Source organism: Pseudomonas putida, assembly GCA_029953615.1.
GTDB lineage: Bacteria > Pseudomonadota > Gammaproteobacteria > Pseudomonadales > Pseudomonadaceae > Aquipseudomonas.
In genome coordinates, this window is the sequence record CP124529.1 from 4,564,969 (window position 1) to 4,587,050 (window position 22,082).

Annotated in this window: 15 protein-coding genes and 3 pseudogenes; 9 read left to right on the forward strand and 9 right to left on the reverse strand. The window is 64.0% G+C overall.

From position 1 onward, the window contains the following. Positions 1-8: 8 nt before the first annotated feature. Together glcE and glcD are read right to left on the reverse strand one after the other, a co-directional pair. A complete protein-coding gene (gene glcE / locus QIY50_20985; protein WGV19774.1) occupies positions 9-1,061 on the reverse strand; it encodes a glycolate oxidase subunit GlcE in 1,053 nt (350 codons plus the stop codon). Beyond that, entirely contained in the window at positions 1,061-2,560 is a 1,500-nt protein-coding gene (gene glcD, locus QIY50_20990; GenBank protein ID WGV19775.1) for a glycolate oxidase subunit GlcD, read from the reverse strand. The genes glcE and glcD overlap by 1 nt, the downstream gene beginning before the upstream one ends. Positions 2,561-2,755: 195 nt before the next feature. Between glcD and glcC the strand changes: the two genes are divergently transcribed. Beyond that, on the forward strand, positions 2,756-3,520 hold the full coding sequence (gene glcC / locus QIY50_20995; protein ID WGV19776.1) for a transcriptional regulator GlcC: 765 nt from the start codon (positions 2,756-2,758) through the stop codon (positions 3,518-3,520). Positions 3,521-3,647: 127 nt separating this feature from the next. Here the strand turns inward: glcC and QIY50_21000 are convergent, their stop codons facing one another. After that, on the reverse strand, positions 3,648-3,965 hold the full coding sequence (locus tag QIY50_21000; GenBank protein WGV19777.1) for a DUF2388 domain-containing protein: 318 nt from the start codon (positions 3,963-3,965) through the stop codon (positions 3,648-3,650). Between the two features lie 178 nt (positions 3,966-4,143). On the opposite strand from QIY50_21000, the gene QIY50_21005 reads away from it, so the two are divergent. Then, positions 4,144-4,770: a glutathione S-transferase gene (locus QIY50_21005; GenBank protein ID WGV19778.1), complete on the forward strand. Its 627-nt coding sequence runs from the start codon at positions 4,144-4,146 to the stop codon at positions 4,768-4,770. A gap of 142 nt (positions 4,771-4,912) precedes the next feature. On the opposite strand, the gene sfnR is transcribed toward QIY50_21005, so the two are convergent. From sfnR to mrdA, 4 genes and pseudogenes are all read right to left on the reverse strand, one after another. Next, the gene (sfnR, locus tag QIY50_21010) at positions 4,913-6,013 is read right to left on the reverse strand and encodes a sigma54-dependent transcriptional activator SfnR (GenBank protein WGV19779.1); all 1,101 of its coding nucleotides are present in this window, start codon (positions 6,011-6,013) and stop codon (positions 4,913-4,915) included. 9 nt (positions 6,014-6,022) lie between these two features. Next, positions 6,023-7,211: pseudogene (locus QIY50_21015) on the reverse strand (acyl-CoA dehydrogenase family protein). A gap of 9 nt (positions 7,212-7,220) precedes the next feature. After that, positions 7,221-7,781 (reverse strand): FMN reductase, encoded by a 561-nt coding sequence (msuE, locus tag QIY50_21020; protein ID WGV19780.1) that lies wholly within the window; start codon positions 7,779-7,781, stop codon positions 7,221-7,223. Between the two features lie 380 nt (positions 7,782-8,161). Then, positions 8,162-10,057, reverse strand: coding sequence for a penicillin-binding protein 2 (gene mrdA / locus QIY50_21025; protein WGV19781.1), 1,896 nt, complete (start codon positions 10,055-10,057; stop codon positions 8,162-8,164). 559 nt (positions 10,058-10,616) lie between these two features. On the opposite strand from mrdA, the gene QIY50_21030 reads away from it, so the two are divergent. The 3 genes from QIY50_21030 to QIY50_21040 all read left to right on the forward strand — a co-directional run bounded on the left by QIY50_21030 (position 10,617) and on the right by QIY50_21040 (position 14,252). After that, positions 10,617-11,957, forward strand: a complete 1,341-nt coding sequence (locus QIY50_21030) for an MFS transporter (GenBank protein WGV19782.1) — start codon at positions 10,617-10,619, stop codon at positions 11,955-11,957. Between the two features lie 103 nt (positions 11,958-12,060). Next, positions 12,061-13,314, forward strand: coding sequence for an OprD family porin (locus QIY50_21035; protein WGV19783.1), 1,254 nt, complete (start codon positions 12,061-12,063; stop codon positions 13,312-13,314). Between the two features lie 224 nt (positions 13,315-13,538). After that, on the forward strand, positions 13,539-14,252 hold the full coding sequence (locus tag QIY50_21040; GenBank protein WGV19784.1) for a GntR family transcriptional regulator: 714 nt from the start codon (positions 13,539-13,541) through the stop codon (positions 14,250-14,252). Positions 14,253-14,258: 6 nt separating this feature from the next. On the opposite strand, the pseudogene QIY50_21045 reads toward QIY50_21040, so the two are convergent. Both QIY50_21045 and QIY50_21050 read right to left on the reverse strand, forming a co-directional pair. Next, positions 14,259-15,210, reverse strand: a pseudogene (locus QIY50_21045) (PDR/VanB family oxidoreductase). Positions 15,211-15,222: 12 nt separating this feature from the next. After that, a complete protein-coding gene (locus tag QIY50_21050; protein ID WGV19785.1) occupies positions 15,223-16,290 on the reverse strand; it encodes an aromatic ring-hydroxylating dioxygenase subunit alpha in 1,068 nt (355 codons plus the stop codon). Between the two features lie 207 nt (positions 16,291-16,497). Between QIY50_21050 and QIY50_21055 the strand changes: the two are divergent. From QIY50_21055 to QIY50_21070, 4 genes and pseudogenes are all read left to right on the forward strand, one after another. Continuing rightward, positions 16,498-17,164: pseudogene (locus QIY50_21055) on the forward strand (ABC transporter ATP-binding protein). Continuing rightward, entirely contained in the window at positions 17,164-19,626 is a 2,463-nt protein-coding gene (locus tag QIY50_21060) for an FtsX-like permease family protein (protein ID WGV19786.1), read from the forward strand. The pseudogene QIY50_21055 and the gene QIY50_21060 overlap by 1 nt, the downstream one beginning before the upstream one ends. Then, the gene (locus QIY50_21065) at positions 19,616-20,671 is read left to right on the forward strand and encodes a lipocalin-like domain-containing protein (protein WGV19787.1); all 1,056 of its coding nucleotides are present in this window, start codon (positions 19,616-19,618) and stop codon (positions 20,669-20,671) included. The genes QIY50_21060 and QIY50_21065 overlap by 11 nt, the downstream gene beginning before the upstream one ends. A 402-nt stretch (positions 20,672-21,073) precedes the next feature. Next, on the forward strand, positions 21,074-22,069 hold the full coding sequence (locus tag QIY50_21070) for an IS110 family transposase (protein ID WGV19788.1): 996 nt from the start codon (positions 21,074-21,076) through the stop codon (positions 22,067-22,069). The last annotated feature ends 13 nt before the right edge of the window (positions 22,070-22,082 follow it).

The window sequence follows — 22,082 nt, forward strand, 5'->3', positions numbered from 1 at the left end:
GTCTGGCCTCACAGGTCCGGGTACAGGCGACCAGGGTTGAACACCCCCTGGGGATCGAGTTGCTGCTTGAGCGCACGGTGGTAGCGCATCAACGCGGCGGGCAGCGGCGGGCTGCTGGCAGCGCCAGGGGCATGGCAGGTGGCGTGGCCACCGACCTTTGCGACCTGCTCGCGAATGTCCTGCGCCGGTGCCGTGGACTTGAGCCAGCGCTGGGCGCCACCCCAGTCGATCAGTTGCTGGCCGGGCAGGTCCAGCTCGCCGGTGGCAGGGGGCACGGACAAGCGCCACAGCGGTGCCGGGGCAGCAAAGAACGCTAGGCGCTGCTCGCGCAGGTCGCTCCAGAAGCTGCTGTCCAGTGTCTCGCCGCCCAGGCGCTGGCGCGCCGATTGTACCGAGCCTTCGCCGCCTTCCAGGCGCAGGTACAGCGCGTCGCCGTCGTGGCAGGCCGCGCTGATCGGCAGCGGCTGCTGGCCCCATTCGGCCAGCTCCGCCAACGCCTGGTGGCGGCCCATCGGCAGGCGCAGGCTGAGGCACTGGCGCGGGCGCGGCAGTACTTTCAGCGACACTTCGGTGAGCAACCCGAGGCAGCCGAAGCTGCCCGCCATCAGCCGCGACACGTCATAGCCCGCGACGTTCTTCATCACTTCGCCACCAAAGCGCAGCAGCTTGCCGTGGCCGGTGATCACCCGCGTGCCCAGCACATAGTCGCGTACCGACCCGGCCCAGGGCCGCCGTGGCCCCGACAGCCCGGCTGCGACCATGCCACCCAGAGTGGCGTCGGGGCCCAGGTGCGGTGGTTCGCAGGGCAGCATCTGGCCAGCTTCGTGCAGTGCCGCCTCGATCTCGCGCAGCGGTGTACCGGCGCGGGCAGTCAGCACCAGTTCGGTCGGGTCGTAACTGACGATGCCACGGTGGCTGCGAGTGTCGAGCACCTCGCCGGCCACCGGGCAGCCGAGCATGGCCTTGCTGTTGCCGCCCTGGATACGCAGTGGCGTGGCCTGGTTCAGCGCCTGGTTGACCTGCTCCAGCAGGGCCTGGCTGATATCGCGGTCCATGCTCATCAGAAACGCTCCAGTTCGGGAAAGGGCAGTTGCCCATGGTGCACGTGCATGGCGCCGAATTCGGCGCAGCGGTGCAGGGTGGGGATGTTCTTGCCGGGGTTGAGCAGGCCCTGCGGGTCGAAGGCGGCCTTGACCGCATGGAACAGGGTGATTTCGTCGCTGTTGAATTGTGCGCACATCTGGTTGATCTTCTCGCGCCCCACGCCGTGCTCGCCGGTGATGCTGCCGCCCACGGCCACGCACAGTTCGAGGATCTTGCCGCCGATGGCTTCGGCACGTTCCAGCTCGCCAGGCAGGTTGGCATCGAACAGGATCAACGGGTGCATGTTGCCGTCGCCGGCGTGGAACACGTTGGCCACGCGCAGGCCGTATTCGTTGGAAAGTTCGCTGATGCCCTTGAGCACCCGCGGCAGTTCGCGACGCGGGATGGTGCCGTCCATGCAGTAGTAGTCCGGGGAAATGCGCCCCACCGCCGGGAAGGCATTCTTGCGCCCGGCCCAGAAGCGCACGCGCTCGGCCTCGTCGCAGGCTAGTCGCACATCACGCGCGCCGGCCTGGGCCAGCACGGCGGCGACCCGTTCGCAGTCGTCGTGCACATCAGCCTCGACACCATCCAGCTCGCACAGCAGGATGGCCGCCGCGTCCACCGGGTAGCCGGCATGGATGAAGTCCTCGGCGGCGCGGATCGCCAGGTTGTCCATCATTTCCAGGCCGCCGGGGATGATCCCGGCAGCGATGATCTCGGCCACTGCCCGGCCGGCGTCCTCGACACTGTCGAAACTGGCCAGCAGCACCCGCGCCACCTGGGGTTTGGGCAGCAATTTGACGGTGACTTCGGTGACGATGCCGAGCATGCCTTCGGAGCCGGTGAACAGTGCCAGCAGGTCGAAACCAGGGCTGTCCAGCGCATCGCTGCCGAGCGTCAGGCGCTCGCCCTCGACCGTGAGGATTTCCACCTTGAGCAGGTTGTGCACGGTCAGGCCGTACTTGAGGCAGTGCACGCCACCGGCGTTCTCGGCGACATTACCGCCGATGGAGCAGGCGATTTGCGAGGACGGGTCCGGCGCGTAGTACAAGCCGTGGGGCGCGGCCGCCTGGGAGATGGCCAGGTTGCGCACGCCGGGTTGCACACGGGCGAAGCGGCCCTGCGGGTTGACTTCGAGAATGCGGTTGAAGCGCGCCATCACCAGCAGGATGCCTTTGGCCAGTGGCAGGGCGCCGCCCGACAGGCCGGTACCGGCGCCGCGTGCCACCACCGGCACGCCACGCTGGTGGCAGAGCCTGAGTAGCGTCTGTACCTGTTCAAGGCGCTCGGGCAATACCACCAGCAGCGGCACCGTGCGATAGGCCGAAAGGCCGTCGCACTCATAGGGCTTGAGGTCTTCCTCGCGGTGCAGGATCTCGAGGTCCGGCAGGGCATTGCGCAGCGCCTGCAGCAGCGCCGCTCGGTCCACATCGGGCAGCGCGCCATCGACGCGTTCGTCGTACAGGATATTCATCGGCTTACTCGGCAACGGTTCTTGTTGTGGTTGGCGAAGCGCTCACCCTTGCAGCCTGCGCGTGGCAGCGGCCGCGGTCGAGTATGAAAGGAACTGGTCCTACCAGTTTTTGCCGAAGGTACTGGTTATTGACTGCTACGCCCGGCTAGATTGAGGCAGGTGGTTCAAGTGGTCCTACCAGCAAGAGGGTACGCAGTGGGTACTGAAGGCAAGGCCAAGGTCGCCGACCAGGTGGCCGAACGGGTCGAGCGGCTGATCGTCGAAGGGGTGCTCAAGGTGGGCCAGGCCCTGCCGTCGGAGCGACGCCTGGTGGAGAAGCTGGGCTGTTCGCGCTCGGCGCTGCGTGAAGGCCTGCGCATACTGCGCGGGCGCGGCATCATCGACACCGAGCAAGGGCGCGGCTCGTTCGTCGCCGACCTGACGGGGCAGGCGGGCGTCACGCCGTTGATGCACCTGTTCAGCTCGCAGCCGCGCACGTTGTTCGACCTGTTGGAGGTGCGGGCGTTGCTGGAGGCCGAGTCGGCGCGCCTGGCAGCGTTGCGGGCTACCGAGGTTGACCGTTTGCTGATCCGTCGGCGTTATGAAGAAATGCTGGCTGCGCACGAAGCACCTGAAGCGATCGATGCCCGTGAACATGCCCGCCGCGACCATGCCTTTCACCGGGCGATCAGCGAGGCGTCGCACAACCCGGTGCTGGTGCATACCTTGCAATCGCTCAGTGACCTGACCTTGAGCACGGTGTTCGCCTCGGTCAACAACCTGTATTGCCGGCCGGCACAGAAGCGCCAGATCGACCGGCACCATGCGCGGTTGTATCACGCGGTGATGGAGCAGTTGCCCGAGCAGGCGCAGCGGGCGGCGCGCGAGCATATCAACGGGATTCGCGACAGCTTGCGGGAGATAGAGCAGGAAGAGCAGCGGCTGGTGCGAGCGACCATGCGCATGGATGGCTGGGGTTGAGGTTTTGCCTGTGCCGGCCTCTTCGCGGGCTTGCCCGCTCCCACAGGGACCGCACCGGGTCTGATGCCTGTGCACTACCTGTGGGAGCGGGCAAGCCCGCGAAGAGGCCGGTGCAGGATTACCTCAATCAATGATCGGCTATGCGGTCATCCTGCGAGAGGAGGGCCCGGGCCAGTTCTTCATCATTGGCCTGCAGGCCAGGGTTGTCCTTGCGGGCTTGTTCCAGCGCCGACTCCACATAGGCGCCACGGATTGCACCACCGCTGGCGACGTAAGCCGAAAGCTCGTCACGCGCCGGGATGATCCGTTTGTCGTCCTTGAAGGTCGAATAAAGCGAGGCGGAAACACCGGCCGAGGTTGCGACGTCGCCTGCGTCGACGTCAGCCAGGGCAGCACCGGCAGGCAGCAGGAGCAGCAGCGCAGGGGCGAGGAGTAGGTGGCGCATGGTGTGTTCTCCAGTAGCGTGAAGCCCAAGTAATTGAACCACTCAGTGTTTAAGAAAGCGCAGGTGGGGTGGTAGTTCCCTTGTTCGTCGCGGCAGCAGGCATTGACCATGTCGAGCCGGGCGTGATCTGCTCGGGCTGATGGCCCAATCATTCAATGGATACTGAAGGTTCTCACCCATGCCCGACTACAAGCTGCATTGTTTCGCCGAATCCGGTAACGCCTACAAGGCGGCGCTCATGCTCGAACTCACCGGCCAGGACTGGCAGCCGGTGTTCGTCGATTTCTTCAATGGCCAGACGCGCGGACAAGCCTGGCGCGACGAAGTGAACGAGCAGGGTGAGGTACCGGTGCTGGAACACGCCGGTAAATCCTTCACTCAGTCTGCGCTGATTCTCGATTACCTCGCGGAGCAAACCGGGCAGTTCGGCCCCCGCGACGATGACGAAAAGCGCGAGATCTGGCGCTGGATGCTGTTCGACAACCACAAGTTCACCAGTTACTACGCGGCCCTGCGCTTTCTGTTCTGCCTGAAGAAGACCGGTGAAACGGACGTGACCCGGTTCCTGCGTGATCGTGCCACGGCGGCCTACCGTATTGTCGACGCGCACCTGGCAAAGACGCCGTTCATGGTCGGTGGCCGGCTGACTATTGCTGACCTGTCGCTGGCGGGGTATGTGTTCATGCCGGAGGACACTGGCATTGCGTTGGCGCAGTTCACCCACATCGAGGCATGGAAGGCGCGGATCCAGGCGTTGCCAGGGTGGAAGCACCCGTATGAGTTGATGCCGCGCACGGCCTCCTGACCCATCCGAGCAATTTGGCTGCCTGTGCCGGCCTCTTCGCGGGCACGCCCGCTCCCACAGGTATCGCGCCGCTTTCAAGGTTGGCGCGGCACCTGTGGGAGCGGGCGTGCCCGCGAAGAGGCCCGAACAGGCCATACACCCTTCAGATCGACAACCGCACCACCCGGTTATCCAGCACCTGCTGCTCCTGCCCCCGGCGTTTGTTCACCACCAACTCGCCAATCGCAATCAGCCGCGTACGGGTGATGTTGCGCGACAACCCCAACAACTGTGCGGTATGCACCTGGTTGTAATGGCAGAACCGATACGCCGACCGCAGCAGGGCATTTTCCACCTTCTCGTACAGGTCGCCCGGCTGCTCTTCGTACAAGCGGCTGAACGCCCGCTGCAGCAAGTCCTCCACAGCATTGCCCGCCGGCTCTTCCTCCTGCCGTTCGATACGCAGGTTGGAAAGGCGCAGGTCCTGCGCCTGCACCGTACCGTCGCCACAGGTCAGCAAGCTGTGGTGAATCACATTCTCCAGCTCGCGGATGTTGCCCGGCCAGCTGTATTCCACCAGCTTGGCCTGGGCCTTGGCGCTCAGCTCCACCGGGCCGTAGCCCAACCGGTCGCTGTAGCTACGGATGAAATGCCGGGCCAGCGGCAGGATGTCGCCCGGGCGATCGCGCAATGGGTGCAACTGCAAGGTCACCACATTCAGCCGGTAGTACAGGTCTTCGCGAAAATGCCCGGCGTTAATGGCCTTTTCCAGCTGCACGTTAGTCGCCGCCAGCACCCGCACATTGATCGGAATGCTCTTGCGTGACCCCAGCCGCACGACTTCGCGCTCCTGCAGCACGCGCAGCAGCTTGACCTGGATCGGCAACGGCAGGTCGCCGATTTCGTCGAGGAACAGGGTGCCGCCGTTGGCCTCCTCGAACCAGCCGGCCTTGGCCGCCAGGGCACCGGTGAAGGCGCCTTTCTCATGGCCGAACAGCTCCGCCTCGACCAGCGACTCGGAGAACGCACCGCAGTTGACCGCGACGAACGGGCCGTTGCGCCGGCCGCTGAGGTTGTGGATGTGGCGTGCGACCAGCTCCTTGCCCGTGCCGGTTTCGCCGATGATCAGCACGCTGGCCTCGCTGGGGGCGACTTGTTGCAGGTGGGCGAGCAGCGCCTGCGACCTGGGGTCTTCGAAGACCTGTGCGGTCGCCCGGATCGAGGTGGCCAGTGTCGGGGACGGGGGGAGGGTCAGCAGTTGCATGGGCAATCCTCAGGAATAGAAGGATGGGGCAGGGCGCTTGTCGTTGAGGGCCCACTCGCCGAGTTCGTGAATGCGGTAGTCCACCGGGTCGTGCAGGGTTTGCGTGCGCAGGTTGCGCCAGTGGCGGTCGAAGCGCAGCGAAGCATGGGTGGCGCGGGCGCCGGTGACCTCGAACAGCCGGTTGCAGATGTCCAGGCCATGGCGGCTGGCGGCGACCTTGGCGGTGCCAATGGCCAGGGCCAGGTCGCCGCGCTCTTGCGCCGTGAGGGCGTGTTCCTTGGCCCAGGCGGCATCGAGCTGGTGTGCGGCCCGTTCGATCAGCAGGCGCACGCTTTCCAGAGCGACCCAGAATTCGCCGTAATGGCGCAGCACGTATGGGTCTTCGGCGCTGCTGGCGGCGCTGGAGCGGAACCACGGCCGGCTTTCCTTGAGGGTGTACTGGCGGGCCTCCTCGAACGCCCCTTCGGCAATGCCGAGGAACAGGTTGGCGAAGTGCAGTTGGGCAATTCAGCGGGCGCAGGGCGGCGAACGGCGTGCTCAGGGGGCCAGGGTCTAGCAGCAGTTCGTTGCGTTCCACCCGTACCCGCTCGAAGGTGGCGCTGCCGCTGTCGGTCTGGCGCTGGCCTATGTTGTTCCAGTCGCTGTGCAGGCTTATGCCGGTACGGCCACTGGGGATGGCCGCGATCAGCAGCTTGCCGCCAGCACGTTCGTCCACCGCCGAAGCGATGAGCATTTCCGAGTCGCTGGCGCCGGAGCAGAAGCTTTTCTTGCCGGAGAACTCGCACCAGCCATCGAAGTGCTTGACCAGGGTGCGGGTGTCCAGCGGGTTCAGGGCATTGCCCCAGAACCACTGCTTGCGGGCGGTCTGTTCGAACCACGGTTGCCATTGCTCCGGGCGCGAGAACAGGCGCACGGTAGCCAGCATCAGGTGATGGAAGCCGAATACGTGGGCGATGGAGCTGTCGACCCGGGCGAACTCGCGCACCACCGCGAAGGTGTCGTACCAACTGGCGCCCTGGCCACCGAAGGCCTGCGGGATCACCAGCGACAGCAGGCCGCTGTCACGCAGGGCGTCGCGCTCGGCTTTTGGCGTGCCGCCGCGCTCATCACGTTCGACCGCGGTCTGGGCAAACTGCCCGGCCAGTTCGCGGGCGATGGCCAGGGCTGGGCGCGGGGGCGTATTCACAGGTGCATTCATGGCCGCTCCTCAGGCGCTCTTGCGCAGCGCGTGATGGGCACCGAACAGTGGCACGGCGCGCTCGGCGGCCAGGCGGATACGGGCGGCGAGGGCTGCGCTGGAAACCCGGTAGTCGGCCATTTCCGCCTGGCTGGCGAACACGCCGACGGGCAGGGTCAGGGCTTGCAGGAAGCTGAACAGTGGACGCAGCTGGTGGTCGAGCACCAGCGCGTGACGTTCGCTGCCGCCGGTGGCGGCGAGCAGCACCGGGGTGTCGACCAGGGCGTCCTGGCCGATCAGGTCGAACAGATGCTTGAAGTGGCCGGTGAAGCTGCCGCGGTACACCGGCGTGGTCACCACCAGCAGGTCGGCTTTTTCCACCAGGCGCAGTTGCTGTTCGACGGCCTCGGGCAGTTCGCTGCGCCACAGGGCGCTGCCCAGCGGGCGGGCGATCTCGCCCAGCTCGATCAGGTGCGGCTTGATGTGCAGGTGCTCGGCCAGTTCGGCGAGGATCGCCTCGGTCAGGGCCAGGGTGCGCGAGGGACGGGCAGTGCCGCCAGACAGGGCTACGACGTTCAGTGGGGTGCTCATGGGCAGGTCTCCGGTTCGGGGTGAGCGGGGGACTTTGCTTGAGCAATCGTCGTGCCGGATTTGAATGTTCTTCTATTTCAACTGGTTAGCGCATTTTTGGTGCTTGCAGCGCTGTTGCCGTGTGGGCGTTGCCTGTTGATCGTGTGTTGCGCTGCAGACAGTTGGCCGGGTGTTGGCGGCTGTGCAGTTGGGGATTTATAGAAGATTACGGGCTGATTAAAAAGGAATAAGATTTTATATTCTTATTCCTGATTTTGGTTTTTATGGGCTGGGGCTGCTTCGCAGCCCTTTCGCGACACAAAGCCGCTCTTACACGCGGACGCGGTCTCTTGCAGGAGCGGCCTTGCGTCGCGATGGGGCGCGAAGCGGCCGCAAAGACCCTAAGTGTGCGGCACGCTCCGAGGTACTACTCCGCCCGCATACTGCGGCTTCAGATGCCCCTGCTCATCCAGCAGGTAGGCATCCATCACCTCCCGCACCACCGGTCCAGCCACCCGCCCACCGGCTTCACCGTTCTCGATCATCACCGCCACCACGACGCTCGGGTGATCTGCCGGAGCAAAGCCGACGAACAGGGCATTGTCGCGGTGCCGCTCCAGGGTCTTGTCGCGGTTGTAGCGTTCGCCCTGCTTGATCGCCACCACCTGCGCGGTGCCGCTCTTGCCGGCAATCCGGTATTGCGCACCGGCCGCGGCAGCGCGGGCGATGCCGCGCGGGTCGTGCATGACCATCTGCATGCCCTGGCTGACCTGGTCCCAGGCGTGCCTGTCGTGCAGCACGATATCGGGCATCGGGTTGGGGTCGACCGGCGCATCGCCACCCACGGTCATGGCCAGGTGCGGGCGGTGCCACACGCCCTTGCTCGCCAGCAGGCTGGTGGCCTGGGCCAACTGCAGTGGGGTGACCTGCATGTAGCCCTGGCCGATGCCCAGGATCAGCGTCTCGCCCGGGAACCAGGCCTGGCGCCGGGTGGCGCGCTTCCACTCGGCCGACGGCATCAACCCGGGCGCTTCCTCGAACATGTCCAGCGACACCTTCTGGCCCAGGCCGAACTCGGCCAGGTAATCGTGCAGGCGGTCGATGCCAAGCTTGTGCGCCAGGTCGTAGAAGTAAGTGTCGTTGGAACGCATGATGGCGGTGTACATATCCACCCAGCCATCGCCGCTGCGGTTCCAGTTGCGGTACTTGTGGTCGTAGTTGGGCAGTTCATAGTAACCCGGGTCGAACACCCGACTGCCCGGGGTAATCACGCCGCTGTCGAGGCCGGCGATGGCCACCTCCGGCTTCACCGTCGAACCGGGGGCATACAGGCCGCGCAGCACGCGGTTGAACAGCGGGCGGTCGATGGAATCGCGCAGGGCCGCGTACTGTTTGAAGCTGATGCCCTTGACGAACAGGTTGGGGTCGAAGCTGGGGTTGCTGACCATCGCCAGCACGTCGCCATTGGCCGGGTCGAGCACCACCACCGAGCCGCGGCGGTCGCCCAGGGCCTTTTCCGCGGCCAGTTGCAGGTGGGCGTCCAGGGTCAGGACGATGTTCTGGCCCGGGGTCGGGGCCTTGTGGTTGAGCACGCGCATTATCCGGCCCTGGGCGTTGGTCTCGACTTCCTCGTAACCCACGTGGCCGTGCAGCTGGCTTTCGTAGAAGCGCTCGATGCCGGTCTTGCCGATCGATTGGGTGCCCCGGTATTCGGTACTGTCGAGGGCCTTGGCCTCTTTCTCGTTGATGCGCCCCACATAGCCCACCGAGTGGGCGAAATGCTCGGCCAGCGGGTACTCGCGGATGAACTGTGGTTCCACCTCCAGGCCTGGCAGGCGGAACTGGTTCACCGCCACCAGAGCAATCTGCTCTTCGCTCAGGCCGACCATCAGGGTCACCGGCTCGAACGGCTTGCGCCCACGGCGCAGGTCCTTGTCGAACTGCTTGCGGTCGTCTTCGCCAAGGTTCAGCACCTGGGCTAGCGTGTCGAGCACCTTGGCCGTGTCGCCGCCGGCCCGCTCGCGGGTCATGGTCAGGTCGAAGCTGGGCTTGTTGTCGGCCAGCACCACGCCGTTGCGGTCGTAGATCAGCCCGCGTTCGGGGGCGATGGGCAGCACGTGAACGCGGTTGTTTTCCGACACGGCAGTCTGCTGGTCGTGCTGCAGCACCTGCAGCACGTAGAGCCGGCCCACCAGGACGGCACACAGGCTGAACACCAGGGCGGCGCAGGCCAGAAGCCGGCGGTTGACCAGGTGCTTTTCCTTTTCGTGGTCCTTGAGAGGGATAGGTTGCGGCATCAGGAGCTCTTTTCTACGGGGTCGCCTTGGCCGTGCGGGCGCGCGAACGGGCGGGGGATGCTACGCAACACGCTACGCAGCCTCAAGGCGAGTGCCAGCTGGCGATAGCGTGGCATCGGCTGTGTGCCCCGTGATCAGGGCGCTGGCGGGCAATATGAAGATTTGTTCATGGCTGGCCCTTCGTGAAGGGTGAATAGAGGTTTTCCGTGCCTTTATGGATCCATAGCGCAACTTCGTTCGATAACCGAACATTAAATGCTGGCTCATGAGATCCAATAACCTATTGAAATACATCAATAAATATTTAATAGATCGATCTTTTAGTAGCGTTTCGCCAAGAAGGCCTGCGCTTATTGAGTCTTCAGTGATTGTTTGTGGATCCATTATCTGGTTGATTAGCGCCTGACAACGGCCGGAAACCTCCAGCCGTATGCGACAACAATTACAAAAAGGGTCCAGTCATGAATGGCTTTTCAAGGGTGTGGAACCGTCAGGGTTCCTTGCGCTTTGCCTGCGCGTGCGCATCTGTTCTCTCACCTGTGAACCGGCGGGTGAGCCCATGAATCCTGACCTCAAGCAACGTCTGGACACCGACCCGATGGGGCGCTTCCAGTGCCTGGCCATTGGTATCTGCATCATCCTCAACATGATCGACGGCTTCGATGTACTGGTCATGGCCTTCACCGCTGCCTCGGTGTCTGCCGAGTGGCGCCTGAGCGGGGCGCAGGTGGGGCTGCTGCTCAGCGCTGGCCTGTTCGGCATGGCGGCTGGGTCGCTGTTCATCGCGCCATGGGCCGATCGCCTGGGCCGACGCCCGCTGATCCTGTTGTGCCTGGCGCTGTCCGGCGTTGGGATGTTGCTCTCGGCGCTGAGCCAAAGCCCGCTGCAACTGGCACTGTTGCGTGGACTGACCGGTTTGGGGATCGGCGGCATCCTGGCCAGTAGCAACGTGATTGCCAGCGAATACGCCAGCAAGCGCTGGCGTGGCCTGGCGGTCAGCCTGCAGTCCACCGGCTATGCGCTGGGCGCGACCTTGGGCGGTCTGCTGGCAGTATGGTTGCTGGGGCACTGGGGCTGGCGCTCGGTGTTTCTTTTCGGCGGCATCGTCACTGTCCTGGTAATTCCGCTGGTGTTGCTGTGGTTGCCGGAGTCACTGGACTTCCTGCTGGCACGCCGGCCAGCCAATGCCCTGGCACGGGTCAACCGCCTGGCAGCGCGCCTCGGCCAGCCGACACTGGTGCAACTGCCAGCAACGGCGGCAAGGGAGCAGGGCGCAGCCAGCGGTTTCAAGCAGCTGCTGGCACCGGCCATGCGCCGCACCACGTTGGTGATCTGGTTGTTGTTCTTCCTGGTCATGTTCGGCTTCTACTTCGTCATGAGCTGGACGCCGAAGCTGCTGGTGGCCGCTGGGCTGTCGGCCGAGCAGGGCATCACTGGCGGGGTGCTGTTGAGCGTTGGCGGCATCCTCGGCGCGGCGCTGATCGGCGGCCTGGCTTCGCGCTGGCCACTGACCCGCGTGCTGGCGCTGTTCATGCTGATTACCGCGGTGCTGCTGGTGCTGTTCGTGGCAAATGGCGCCTCGGTCAGCGCGGCGTTGGTATTGGGGTTGTTGATCGGGCTGTTCTCCAACGGCTGCGTGGCCGGGCTGTATGCCCTGTCGCCGGTGGTCTATGGCGCTTCGGTGCGCGCCACTGGTGTGGGCTGGGGCATTGGCATCGGCCGCATGGGCGCGATCCTGTCGCCGACGGTGGCTGGTGTGCTGCTCGATGGCGGCTGGCAACCGTTGCACCTGTACGGGGTGTTCGCCAGCGTGTTCGTGCTGGCCGCAGGTTGCCTGCTGTTGCTGCGGAGCGGAACCAGGCCGGCTCCAGGCTTGGCTAGCGACGCACTGAGCCACTGAGTACTGCCCGGCCAGGTCGGGCACCTGAATGCAGCTTGTCGCCTTGTGCCCATGCCGGCACGAGGTGGTCGGCTGCGCCTACGAAAAGCGGAGAACAATAATAATGATGCACACGACTTGCACGCTGACCCGTTCGGCCCTGGCGGTTTCGCTGGCGCTGGGCCTGGGGTTGCCGGCCTGGGCCGAAGAAGCGGGCTTCTTCGAGGATGCCAAGGCCGGGTTGACACTGCGCAACTACTATTTCAACCGTGATTTTCGCGACCCAGGGGCGGCCAAGAGCAATGTTGAAGAATGGGCCCAGGGCTTCATCTTCAAGTTCAGTTCAGGCTACACCCCAGGGTTGATCGGTTTGGGCCTGGACGGCATCGGCATGTTCGGCGTTAAGCTGGACAGTGGCCGCGGTACCAGCGGCTCCGAATTGCTGCCGGTGCATGATGACGGCCGCGCGGCTGACAACTATGGGCGCGCCGGGTTGGCGGCGAAGCTGCGCGTTTCGGCCACCGAGTTGAAGGTGGGTGAACTGCTGCCGGACATTCCATTGCTGCGCTACGACGATGGCCGCCTGTTGCCGCAGACCTTCCGCGGCGCTATGTTCGACTCACGCGAGATCGAAGGCCTGAGCTTGCAGGCTGGCCAGTATCGTGAGGTAAGCCTGCGCAATTCGTCTGACATGCAGGACCTTTCTGCCTGGGCTGCGCCAGGAGTGACTTCGGACGGTTTCAACTATGCCGGTGCCGAGTACCGTTTCAACCAGCAGCGTACGCTGATCGGCGCCTGGCATTCGCAGCTGAAGGATATCTACCAGCAGAGCTACTTCAACCTGTTGCATAGCCAGCGGGCTGGGGAGTGGACGCTGGGTGCGAACCTCGGTTACTTCATCGACCGGGACGATGGCCAGGCGCGCATCGGCGATATCCAGAGCCGTACCGGCTACGCCTTGCTGTCTGCCGCGCGCAGTGGTCACACGTTGTACCTAGGGCTGCAGAAGGTGAGTGGTGATAGCCAGTGGATGTCGGTGTACGGCAGTAGCGGGCGGACCTTGGGCAACGACATGTTCAACGGCAACTTCAGCAATGCTGACGAGCGCTCATGGCAAGTGCGTTACGACTACAACTTTGCCGCGTTGGGCGTGCCAGGCCTGCTGGCCATGGTGCGTTACGGGCATGGCGAGAACGTGAGCACGGCGGCAGCCAGCAATGGCAAAGAGTGGGAGCGCGATACCGAGGTCAACTACACCTTCCAGAGCGGGCCATTGATGAACCTCAATGTCCGGCTTAACAACGCGACCAACCGGCGTAGCTTCAGTGGTGACTTTGACCAGACACGGTTGATCATCACCTATCCGCTGACGTTGTAGGCGCGTCGCATCGTTGAAGTTGTGGGAGTGGGCGTACCCGCGAACGCCAGCAAAGCCGATCGCATGCCCCGCGTCGTCTGCTTTGCGGCCATACCCGCTCCTGCATCTACAGCGCATGGCTTGAAGCGGGGGCGTTGTCATGCAGACCGGCCAACCCCAACAGACCAGCAACAACCTCTCAGCTTGCGCTAAGATGCCCGCTCATGTCTCTGGAAGCTGCCTGGATGAGCAAACCCGGTCAAATGGTGCTGGTCGCGTTGCGCAAGATGATCGCCTCGGGCGAGCTGGCGGCCGGCGAGCGCTTGATGGAAGTCCCCACCGCAGAATTGTTCGGTGTCTCACGCATGCCGGTGCGCATGGCGTTCCGTACCCTCGAGCAGGAAGGCTTGCTGGTGCGCTTTGGTGGCCGGGGGTTCCAGGTGCGTTCAGTCAGCGCCGATGACATCGCTGGTGCGGTCGAGGTGCGAGGCGTGCTGGAAGGATTGGCTGCCCGCCAGGCCGCCGAACGTGGCTTGTCTGCGCAAGCACGCGGGGCCCTGCAACAATGCCTGGTCGATGGCGACCAGCTGTTCGACAAGGGCTTCGTGACCGAAGCAGACCTGCAGGCCTACCACGATCTCAACATGCGTTTCCACCAGGTGATCATCGAGGCCAGCCACAACCCGGCCATCGCCGTAGCTCTGGCACGTAACGACCACCTGCCGTTCGCTTCTGTCACCGCGCTGGCTGTGGACCGCCATAACCTGGCCCGCGAGTACCGGCGCTTCAACTTCGCCCACATGCAGCACCATGCGGTGTTCGATGCCTTGATCAACCGCCAGGGTGCTCGCGCCGAAGCGATAATGCGCGAGCATGCCAATGCCACCCTGCGTTACGCCGAGACCTTCGGTGGCGCTGCAGCAGACCCGGGCATGAAGGTCATCCTGCCGACTTCGTGAGCCGGCTCAGATATCCAGAACCAGCAACGGCGTTTTCGACCGCGAGCAACAAGGCGTGAACTGATCGTTCAGGGCTTGCTCTTCCTCGGTGAGGAACATGTCGCGATGGTCAGGCGTACCCCCTAGCACACGGGTCAGGCAGGTACCGCAAATACCTTGCTCGCACGACATCGCGATCTCGATGCCGTTCTGTTCCAGCACCTGCACCACGGTCCGGTCGGCCGGCACCTCGAACACTTGCCCGGTACTGTTGACCTGCACCGAGAAAGTACCGTCGTTACTGGCATCCACTGGCGCCGCTGCAAAGTACTCGCGGTGCAGGTTGGCTTCCTGCCAGCCCAGCTCCTTGGCATTCTCGAGCACATGCTGCATGAAACCACCTGGCCCGCACACATACAGGTGCATATCGCCTTGTGGGTTACCCAGCACACGAGCAATGTCCAAAGCGGTTTCCGGCTGCTCGTCAAAATGCACGATCAGCCTATCGGCAAACGGCGCATTGCGAATACGCTCGACAAACGCCGCACGCTCGCTGGAGCGGGCGCAGTAGTGCAGTTCGAAATCATGGCCACGGTGGGACAACTGCTCGGCCATGCACAGGATCGGGGTAATGCCAATGCCTCCGGCGAACAGCAAACTGCGCCGTGCATCCTCGGCCAGCGGGAACAGGTTGCGCGGCGCGCTGATACGCAGCCGGGCGCCGGCCTGCACCTTCTCGTGCAGGCTGCGTGAACCGCCCCGCGAGGCCGGGTCGTTGAGCACGCCGAATCAAGTAGCGGTGGCGCTCTTCGGGGTGATTGCACAGCGAATACTGGCGCACCAGCCCGTCGGGCAGGTGCACATCGATGTGCGCACCAGCGCTGAACGCCGGCAGCAGGCTGCCATCTGCCGCCGCCAGCTCGAAACTGCAGATACCCTGGGCTTCATCGTTACGGGATACCACTACGACATCGATCATGTTGGCAGTTCCTCAGGCAGGGGTGGCGCTGGTTGCGATCAGTTGTGGCTGGGGAGTGCGTTCTTTGGCGATGAGCCGCTCCAGTACCTTGCGCGACTGCACGCCGCCGGCATCGATGTTCAGCTTCAGCAGGTTGCGCTCGGGGTTGGCCAGAAGGTTTTGTTGCTGGCGTTCGAGCATCTCCAGGTCTTCGCTGAAAATCTTGCCCTGGCCCTCGCGAATGTTGTCTGTCAGGGCCTGGTCGTGCGCCGCGAAATTGCGCGCCATGCCCCAGAAGTACCAGATCGAGGTATCGCTTTCCGGGGTGATGAAGTCGACCACGATGCTCGACGCCTTGTGCTGCGCCTCGGCGTGGTAGCCACCTTTGCCAGCATGCGCCACGCCGACTTCGATCAGCACATGGCTGGGCGGTGTGAAGCGGCAGATCTGCCAGCGGTCCACTGGCACATCGTCGGCCAGGCCGTTGCCGCGCAGGGCCATGCGCCAGAAGGGCGGGGCCATGATGTTTTCCATGTGCCGGGCGGTGACTACTTCGTCGCCGGTGACGGTGGTGACCGGTGGCGCCTCGTCGATCTCTTTCTGGCCGATGCTGGAGGCGTGCACGTAGGTTTCGTGGGTCAGGTCCATCAGGTTGTCGATCATCAGGCGGTAGTCGCAGCCGATGTGGAAAAGCCCACCTCCATAGGCCCACTCATCACTCACCGCCCATTCCAGGTGCGGGATCAGCGCCGGGTCGGCCTGCGCCTGATCGCCGGGCCAGACCCAGATGAAGCCATAGCGCTCGACTGCAGCAAAGGTCTTGTTGCAGGGGAAGCCCCGTACCCGCTGGCCCGGCATCGACACGGTCTTGCCGTCGCAACCCATGACCAGGCCGTGGTAGCCACATACCAGATTGCCGTCCTCGACATAGCCCAGCGACAACGGCGCACCACGGTGCGGGCAAAAGTCTTCGACGGCTGCTACGCGGTTTTCGCGGCCACGATAGAACACGATTTTCTCCCCGCAGATCTGTCGGCCCAGGGGCTTGGTGGCGATTTCGTCGGGGGTGCAGGCGACGTACCAGGTGTTCTTGGGGTACATGGGTAGGGCTCTCCGGGTGTTGTTTTTATTTAATGGATCCATTAGAGCCATATGAGTCCACGGGGTCAACATAAATAGCCTATGTTTTAAGGGTTTTGTGCGGTAATCGGATTTTTGTGGATCCATTGTTGGTGGGTGTAGGTAGCTTCATGCCCAACAGCGCTTGGCCTGCTATTACTAGACAGACACCTCACCACCTAGGCCTCTATGCTGGTCATCGAAAACCTCTACAAATCGTTCCCTTCCCCCCAAGGCCCAATCCCGGTTTTGCAGGGCGTTGACCTGCGCCTGGCGCGCGGCAGCAGCCTGGCGCTGATGGGCGAGTCGGGCAGCGGCAAGAGCACCTTGCTGCATCTGGTGGCCGGCCTGGACCGTGCCGACAGTGGCCGCATCCTGATTGACGACGCCCCGCTCGACAGCCGTTCAGAGGCGTCGCTGGCGCTGTGGCGACGGGAGGGCATAGGCCTGGTGTTCCAGCAGTACAACCTGATCAGCAGCCTGGATGTGGAGGCCAATCTTGCGTTTCAGGCCCGGCTGGCCGGTCGGCATGATCCCGATTGGCTGGCCTACCTGGCGCAGCGCCTGGAGCTGGCGGATTTGCTGGCGCGTTATCCGGAGCAATTGTCTGGCGGCCAGCAACAGCGGGTAGCCATTGGCCGCGCCCTGGCCGGGCGCCCGGCCTGGTTGCTGGCCGACGAACCCACTGGCAGTCTCGACGAAGGCAGCAGCCGACGAGGTGTTGAGCTTGCTGCTGCAATTGGTCGCCGAGGCTGGCAGTGGTGTCCTGATGGTGACCCACAGTCGCCGGCTGGCGGCGCACCTGCAGCAGCGTTGCTACTTGCAGGCTGGGCGCGTACAGGCAGAGCAGGACTGATGAGACTGTTGTCGCTGGCCCTGCTGGCGCTGCTCAGCCATTGGCGACGCCATCGCGTGCAGTTCTTCAGCATCCTCACCGGCCTGTGGCTGGCCACGGCACTGTGGACCGGGGTGCAGGCGCTGAACAGCCAGGCACGCAGCGACTATGCCCGGGCCAGTGCGGTACTGGCGGGGCCGCTGCAGGCGCAGCTGCTACCGCGCCATGGCGAGCGCTTCGACCAGGCGCTGTACGTGCAATTACGCAGGTTGGGCTGGGCAGTGTCGCCAGTGCTGGAAGGGCGCTTGCGCCTGCCGGGCGAGCCAGCGCGCAGCGTGCGCTTGATCGGCATCGAGCCGTTGAGCCTGCCGCCGGCCAGCAGCATTGCCGGCATTCAGCCGCAGGCATTCGACCTGCAGGCGTTCATCGGCATGCCCGGGCAAGCCTTGGTTGGGCCAGACACCTTGCAGCAATTGAACATCAACGCCGGGCAGGTAGCACACGATAACGAAGGGCAGTCGCTGCCTCCGTGGATATTGCAGCCTGAATTGGCGCCCGGAGTGATCGTGGTCGATATCGGCCATGCGCAGGCGTTGCTGCAAGCGCCTGGGCAGTTGTCGCGATTGCTGGTGGCCGATAACCCTGGGCGTTTGCCAACAGATGTCGAGGCATACCTTGAACTGCAACCCAAGGAGGACGACGGCGGTTTGCAGCGCCTGACCGACAGTTTCCACCTCAACATGACTGCCTTGGGCTTGCTGGCGTTCGTCGTTGGCCTGTTCATCGCCCATGCGGCGATCGGCTTAGCGCTGGAGCAGCGGCGGGGGTTGATTCGCAACCTGCGCGCCTGTGGCATCAGCTTGAAGACCCTGTCATGCGCACTGGTGCTGGAGCTGGGCCTGTTCGCGCTGCTGGGCGGGATCGCCGGAGTGGCCAGTGGTTACGGGTTGGCTGCTTGGTTGCTGCCCGATGTCGCTGCCAGCCTGCGGGGCCTTTATGGCGCGCAGGTCGCTGGCACGTTGAGCCTGCCTGCGGGTTGGTGGCTGGCAGGGCTGTTGGTGAGCTTGCTCGGTGCATTGCTGGCAGGGCTGAGCAGCGTTCTGCGGGCAGCACGGTTGCCATTGCTGGCACTGGCGCAGCCGCAGGCCTGGCGAGTGGCGCTGGGGCCGTGGTTGAAGCGTCAAGCTTCAGTGGCGGGCCTGTTGCTGTTGCTGGCTGTGGGTTGTGGCGTGCTTGGCGATAGCCTGCCCAGCGCTTTCGCCATGCTGGCCGCGCTGCTGCTGGCGGCGGCGCTGTTGCTGCCGGCCTTGCTCGACCGGGTGCTGGCCTGGTTGGCGTGCCGTTGTCGGCGGCCCTTGTCGCAATGGTTCGTCGCCGACAGCCGCCAGCAATTGCCGGCCCTGAGCCTGGCATTGATGGCACTGTTGCTGGCGCTGGCCGCCAGTGTCGGCGTGGGCAGCATGACCGAGGGCTTTCGCAAGACCTTTGTCGGCTGGCTTGACGTGCGCCTTTCCGCCGACCTGTATGTCACGCCAAGGGACACCGCCCAAGGCTTGCAGATGGCCGAGTGGCTCGGGCAGCAACCTTCGGTGCGTGTGGTACTGCCCGGCTGGCGTGTGGAAACACAGCTGCAGGGCTGGCCGGTGCAGCTCCAGGGCATCGTCGATCATCCCGTCTATCGCACTCGCTGGCCATTGCTGGCGCAGCAAAAGCAGGCCTGGGAGCAACTGGCCGCCGGGCAGGCCGTGATGCTCAGTGAACAGCTGGCCAGGCGACTGAAGCTGCAAGTGGGCGATCACTTGAGGCTACCCGCATGCACTTCGCCAGCCCTGAGCGTTGTGGGCATCTATGCCGATTACGGCAACCCCAAAGGGCACATGCTGGTCAATGCCGGCTGGCTGCGCGGGCACTGGTCACAGGCAACCCTGACCGGGTTGAGTGTCGATCTGGCGGTCGAGCAGGTGTCTGCGCTCAAGGCCGCTTTGCAACAGCGCTTTGCCCTGGACGACAGCCGCGTGGTCGAGCAGGCGCGTCTCAAGCGCTGGTCCACCGAGGTGTTCAACCGCACCTTCGCCGCCACCGCCGCGCTCAACAGCCTCACCCTTGGCGTGGCTGGCGTGGCGCTTTTCATAAACCTGCTGACCCTGGGTCAGACCCGCCTGGGCCAGTTGGCGCCGCTGTGGGCACTGGGCGTGCGGCGCATGCATCTGGTGTGGCTAACCCTTGGGCAGACACTGTTGCTGAGCAGCCTTACCGTGCTGCTGGCGATCCCGCTGGGTATCCTGCTGGCCTGGTGCCTGGTCGCGGTGGTGAACGTGCAGGCATTCGGCTGGCGTTTGCCACTCTACGTGTTCCCTGCACACCTGCTGCAACTGGCCGTGCTGGGCATGTTGACCAGCCTGTTGGCCAGCGCCTGGCCACTGTGGCGGCTGGCACGTCGCCAGCCGCGCGAACTGTTGAGGCCGTTTGCCGATGAAGCGTAGCGCGTGGCTGTTGCTGTGCGGGTTGCTGGGCGGCTGTGATCAGCCCGCCGAGCAGAGCTATGCCGGGCTCGGGCAGCAGGCGGGCGAATTCAGCCAGGTAAGCCGCGGCCATCACCTGGAATTTCCGCGTGACCACGGGGCCCACGATGGCTTTCGTATCGAATGGTGGTATGTCACCGCAAACCTCCAGGACGCCCAAGGGCGTGACTGGGGTGCGCAGTGGACGCTGTTCCGCTCGGCCCTGCGCCCCGGCCCCGAGACTGCCGGCTGGAACAGCCCGAACCTGTGGATGGGGCACGCGGCGCTGACCGGCCCGGGCGCTCATCAGTCTGCCGAAACCCTGGCGCGCGGGGGTATCGGCCAGGCGGGCGTGGAGGCGCAGCCGTTCCGGGCGTGGATCAATGACTGGTCGTTGCAGGGCAGCCGTGGCATCGAGCAGCTGCAAATGGTCGCCAGTGGTGAAGGCTTTCGCTATGACCTGCAACTGCACAGCGATCGGCCCTTGGTGCTGCACGGGGATCAGGGTTACAGCGAGAAGTCCGGCAAGGGGCAGGCTTCGTACTATTACAGCCAGCCGTTCTACCAAGTGAGTGGGGAGGTGCAACGTGACGGCCAGTGCATTGCGGTCACCGGCAAGGCCTGGCTGGACAGGGAATGGAGCAGCCAGCCACTGGCCGCCGGGCAGACGGGATGGGACTGGTTTTCCCTGCACCTGGACAGTGGCGCCAGGCTGATGCTGTTCCAGGTACGCGAGGCGCAGGGGAAGGCGTATCGCGCTGGGACCTGGGTTGGCCCGCAGGGCGCGGTGGTGGCGCTGCAGGGTGCGCAGGTCCAGCTGCTTGCGCTGGCCTGGGCGCGGCAGAAGAATGGCAAAAAGGTGCCGACGCGGTGGCGGGTGCAGGTGCCGGGGCAGGGGGTGGATGTGCAGGTCGAGGCGGTGGAATCGCAGGCCTGGATGGAGACGCGGTTCCCGTATTGGGAGGGGCCGGTGCGCTTGACCGGGAGTGCGGGGGGGCGGGGGTATCTGGAGATGACTGGCTATTAGCCGCCCATATCCATGCCATAACGCGGTCCCGTGTAGGAGCGGCCTTGTGTCGCGAAAGGGGTGCGAAGCGCCCCCCAGGGTCCTCGTACACCACAGCATTGCCGGGGCCGCTTTGCGGCCCTTTCGCGACACGAGGCCGCTCCTTGTATGTTGTGTCTGGCCTAGCGGGAGAGGTTATTCTCGTCGGGCTGAAGAAGCACTTCCGGGGAGGCCGATCGCTCCTGAAGGCAGGTATTGCCCCTGACCTTGTATGTAGAGAGGCCCCCCGCCTCATTGCCCACTGCGAAGAGTATCGAGAAGCCGACAAGTCGGACTTCGCATTACAAGGTTGCAGCAGCATGAAGTTCGAAGGTCGGGGAACCGGAGGCCATTGTTACCTAACTCGCTTGGGAGAGGGAAGGAATGAGTGTCTGGGTTGGCGTCGATATCGGCTCACGTACTTCGGTCGTTGGGGTGCGTAAAGATGGGCGTCCGGCCGGACAGTGGGATATCGCTCAAACCCCTGCAGGCCGTAAGGCTGCGGTGAAAAAGCTGCTGGCACTCAAACCCAAGTCGATCGTGATGGAGGCGACCGGAATCTATTACCTGGACTTGGCCCTTGAGCTACATGCGGCTGACCTCCCTGTATCCGTGATCAACCCCAAGAGCTTCCACAATTTCGCCAAACTGATGCTGGTGAACAGCAAGACCGATGCAATAGATGCTCAACTGCTGTCCGAGTACGGCGAGCGTATGACACCGCGCTTGTGGACACCTCCAAGCCTTGTGCAGCTTGAACTGAGGGCTCTGGGGCGACACATCAATCGTTTGGTGGGGCATCGTACAAGGGCGAAGAACGAACTGCATGCATTGCAGGCGACCGCTACAACCGTGTCGATGCTGATCGAGGATCAGGAGGAAGCGATTGCTTCACTGGATAATCGAATTGAGCGCTTTCGTAAGGCGGGCCGCGAGCTGGTCGCCCAGTGTCCGACGCTTACTCGGCAGTACAAGCAGCTGCTCGCAGGGCCTGGGATGGGAGAAGTCTCTGCACTTGCGGCATTGGCTGAACTGACCATCCTTCCTCAAATGCTCAAGTCCTCGCAGGTAGCTCGCCACGCGGGTCTCGATGTTCGACAGACCCAATCGGGAACGAGCATTGATAAGCCCGGCAGACTCGGCAAAAGTGGGAATGCTTATCTACGGGCAGCCATGTACATGCCTGCCTTGACCGCAGTGCGCTGCGACCCTTATGCGAAGGCTTTTTACGAGTCGTTGGTCAACAGGGGCAAGAAGAAAATGCAGGCTATCGCTGCTGTCATGCGCAAGTACCTGACAGGCATCTGGGCATGTATGCGCGGGGATGAGCCATTTGATACGGCCAAGCTTTTCAGCTCTGAACACCTCAGAAAAGCTTGACCGCCAACAGAGT

Excerpts from the sequence above, each read along its gene's own strand:
- QIY50_21005 (WGV19778.1), top strand. The coding sequence starts at position 4,144 with ATGCCCGACTACAAGCTGCATTGTTTCGCCGAATCCGGTAACGCCTAC.
- sfnR (WGV19779.1), bottom strand. The coding sequence starts at position 6,013 with ATGCAACTGCTGACCCTCCCCCCGTCCCCGACACTGGCCACCTCGATC.
- QIY50_21070 (WGV19788.1), top strand. The coding sequence starts at position 21,074 with ATGAGTGTCTGGGTTGGCGTCGATATCGGCTCACGTACTTCGGTCGTT.
- QIY50_21050 (WGV19785.1), bottom strand. The coding sequence starts at position 16,290 with ATGTACCCCAAGAACACCTGGTACGTCGCCTGCACCCCCGACGAAATC.
- QIY50_21060 (WGV19786.1), top strand. The coding sequence starts at position 17,164 with ATGAGACTGTTGTCGCTGGCCCTGCTGGCGCTGCTCAGCCATTGGCGA.
- QIY50_21065 (WGV19787.1), top strand. The coding sequence starts at position 19,616 with ATGAAGCGTAGCGCGTGGCTGTTGCTGTGCGGGTTGCTGGGCGGCTGT.
- mrdA (WGV19781.1), bottom strand. The coding sequence starts at position 10,057 with ATGCCGCAACCTATCCCTCTCAAGGACCACGAAAAGGAAAAGCACCTG.
- QIY50_21030 (WGV19782.1), top strand. The coding sequence starts at position 10,617 with ATGAATCCTGACCTCAAGCAACGTCTGGACACCGACCCGATGGGGCGC.
- glcE (WGV19774.1), bottom strand. The coding sequence starts at position 1,061 with ATGAGCATGGACCGCGATATCAGCCAGGCCCTGCTGGAGCAGGTCAAC.
- glcD (WGV19775.1), bottom strand. The coding sequence starts at position 2,560 with ATGAATATCCTGTACGACGAACGCGTCGATGGCGCGCTGCCCGATGTG.
- QIY50_21040 (WGV19784.1), top strand. The coding sequence starts at position 13,539 with ATGAGCAAACCCGGTCAAATGGTGCTGGTCGCGTTGCGCAAGATGATC.
- QIY50_21035 (WGV19783.1), top strand. The coding sequence starts at position 12,061 with ATGATGCACACGACTTGCACGCTGACCCGTTCGGCCCTGGCGGTTTCG.
- QIY50_21000 (WGV19777.1), bottom strand. The coding sequence starts at position 3,965 with ATGCGCCACCTACTCCTCGCCCCTGCGCTGCTGCTCCTGCTGCCTGCC.
- msuE (WGV19780.1), bottom strand. The coding sequence starts at position 7,781 with ATGAGCACCCCACTGAACGTCGTAGCCCTGTCTGGCGGCACTGCCCGT.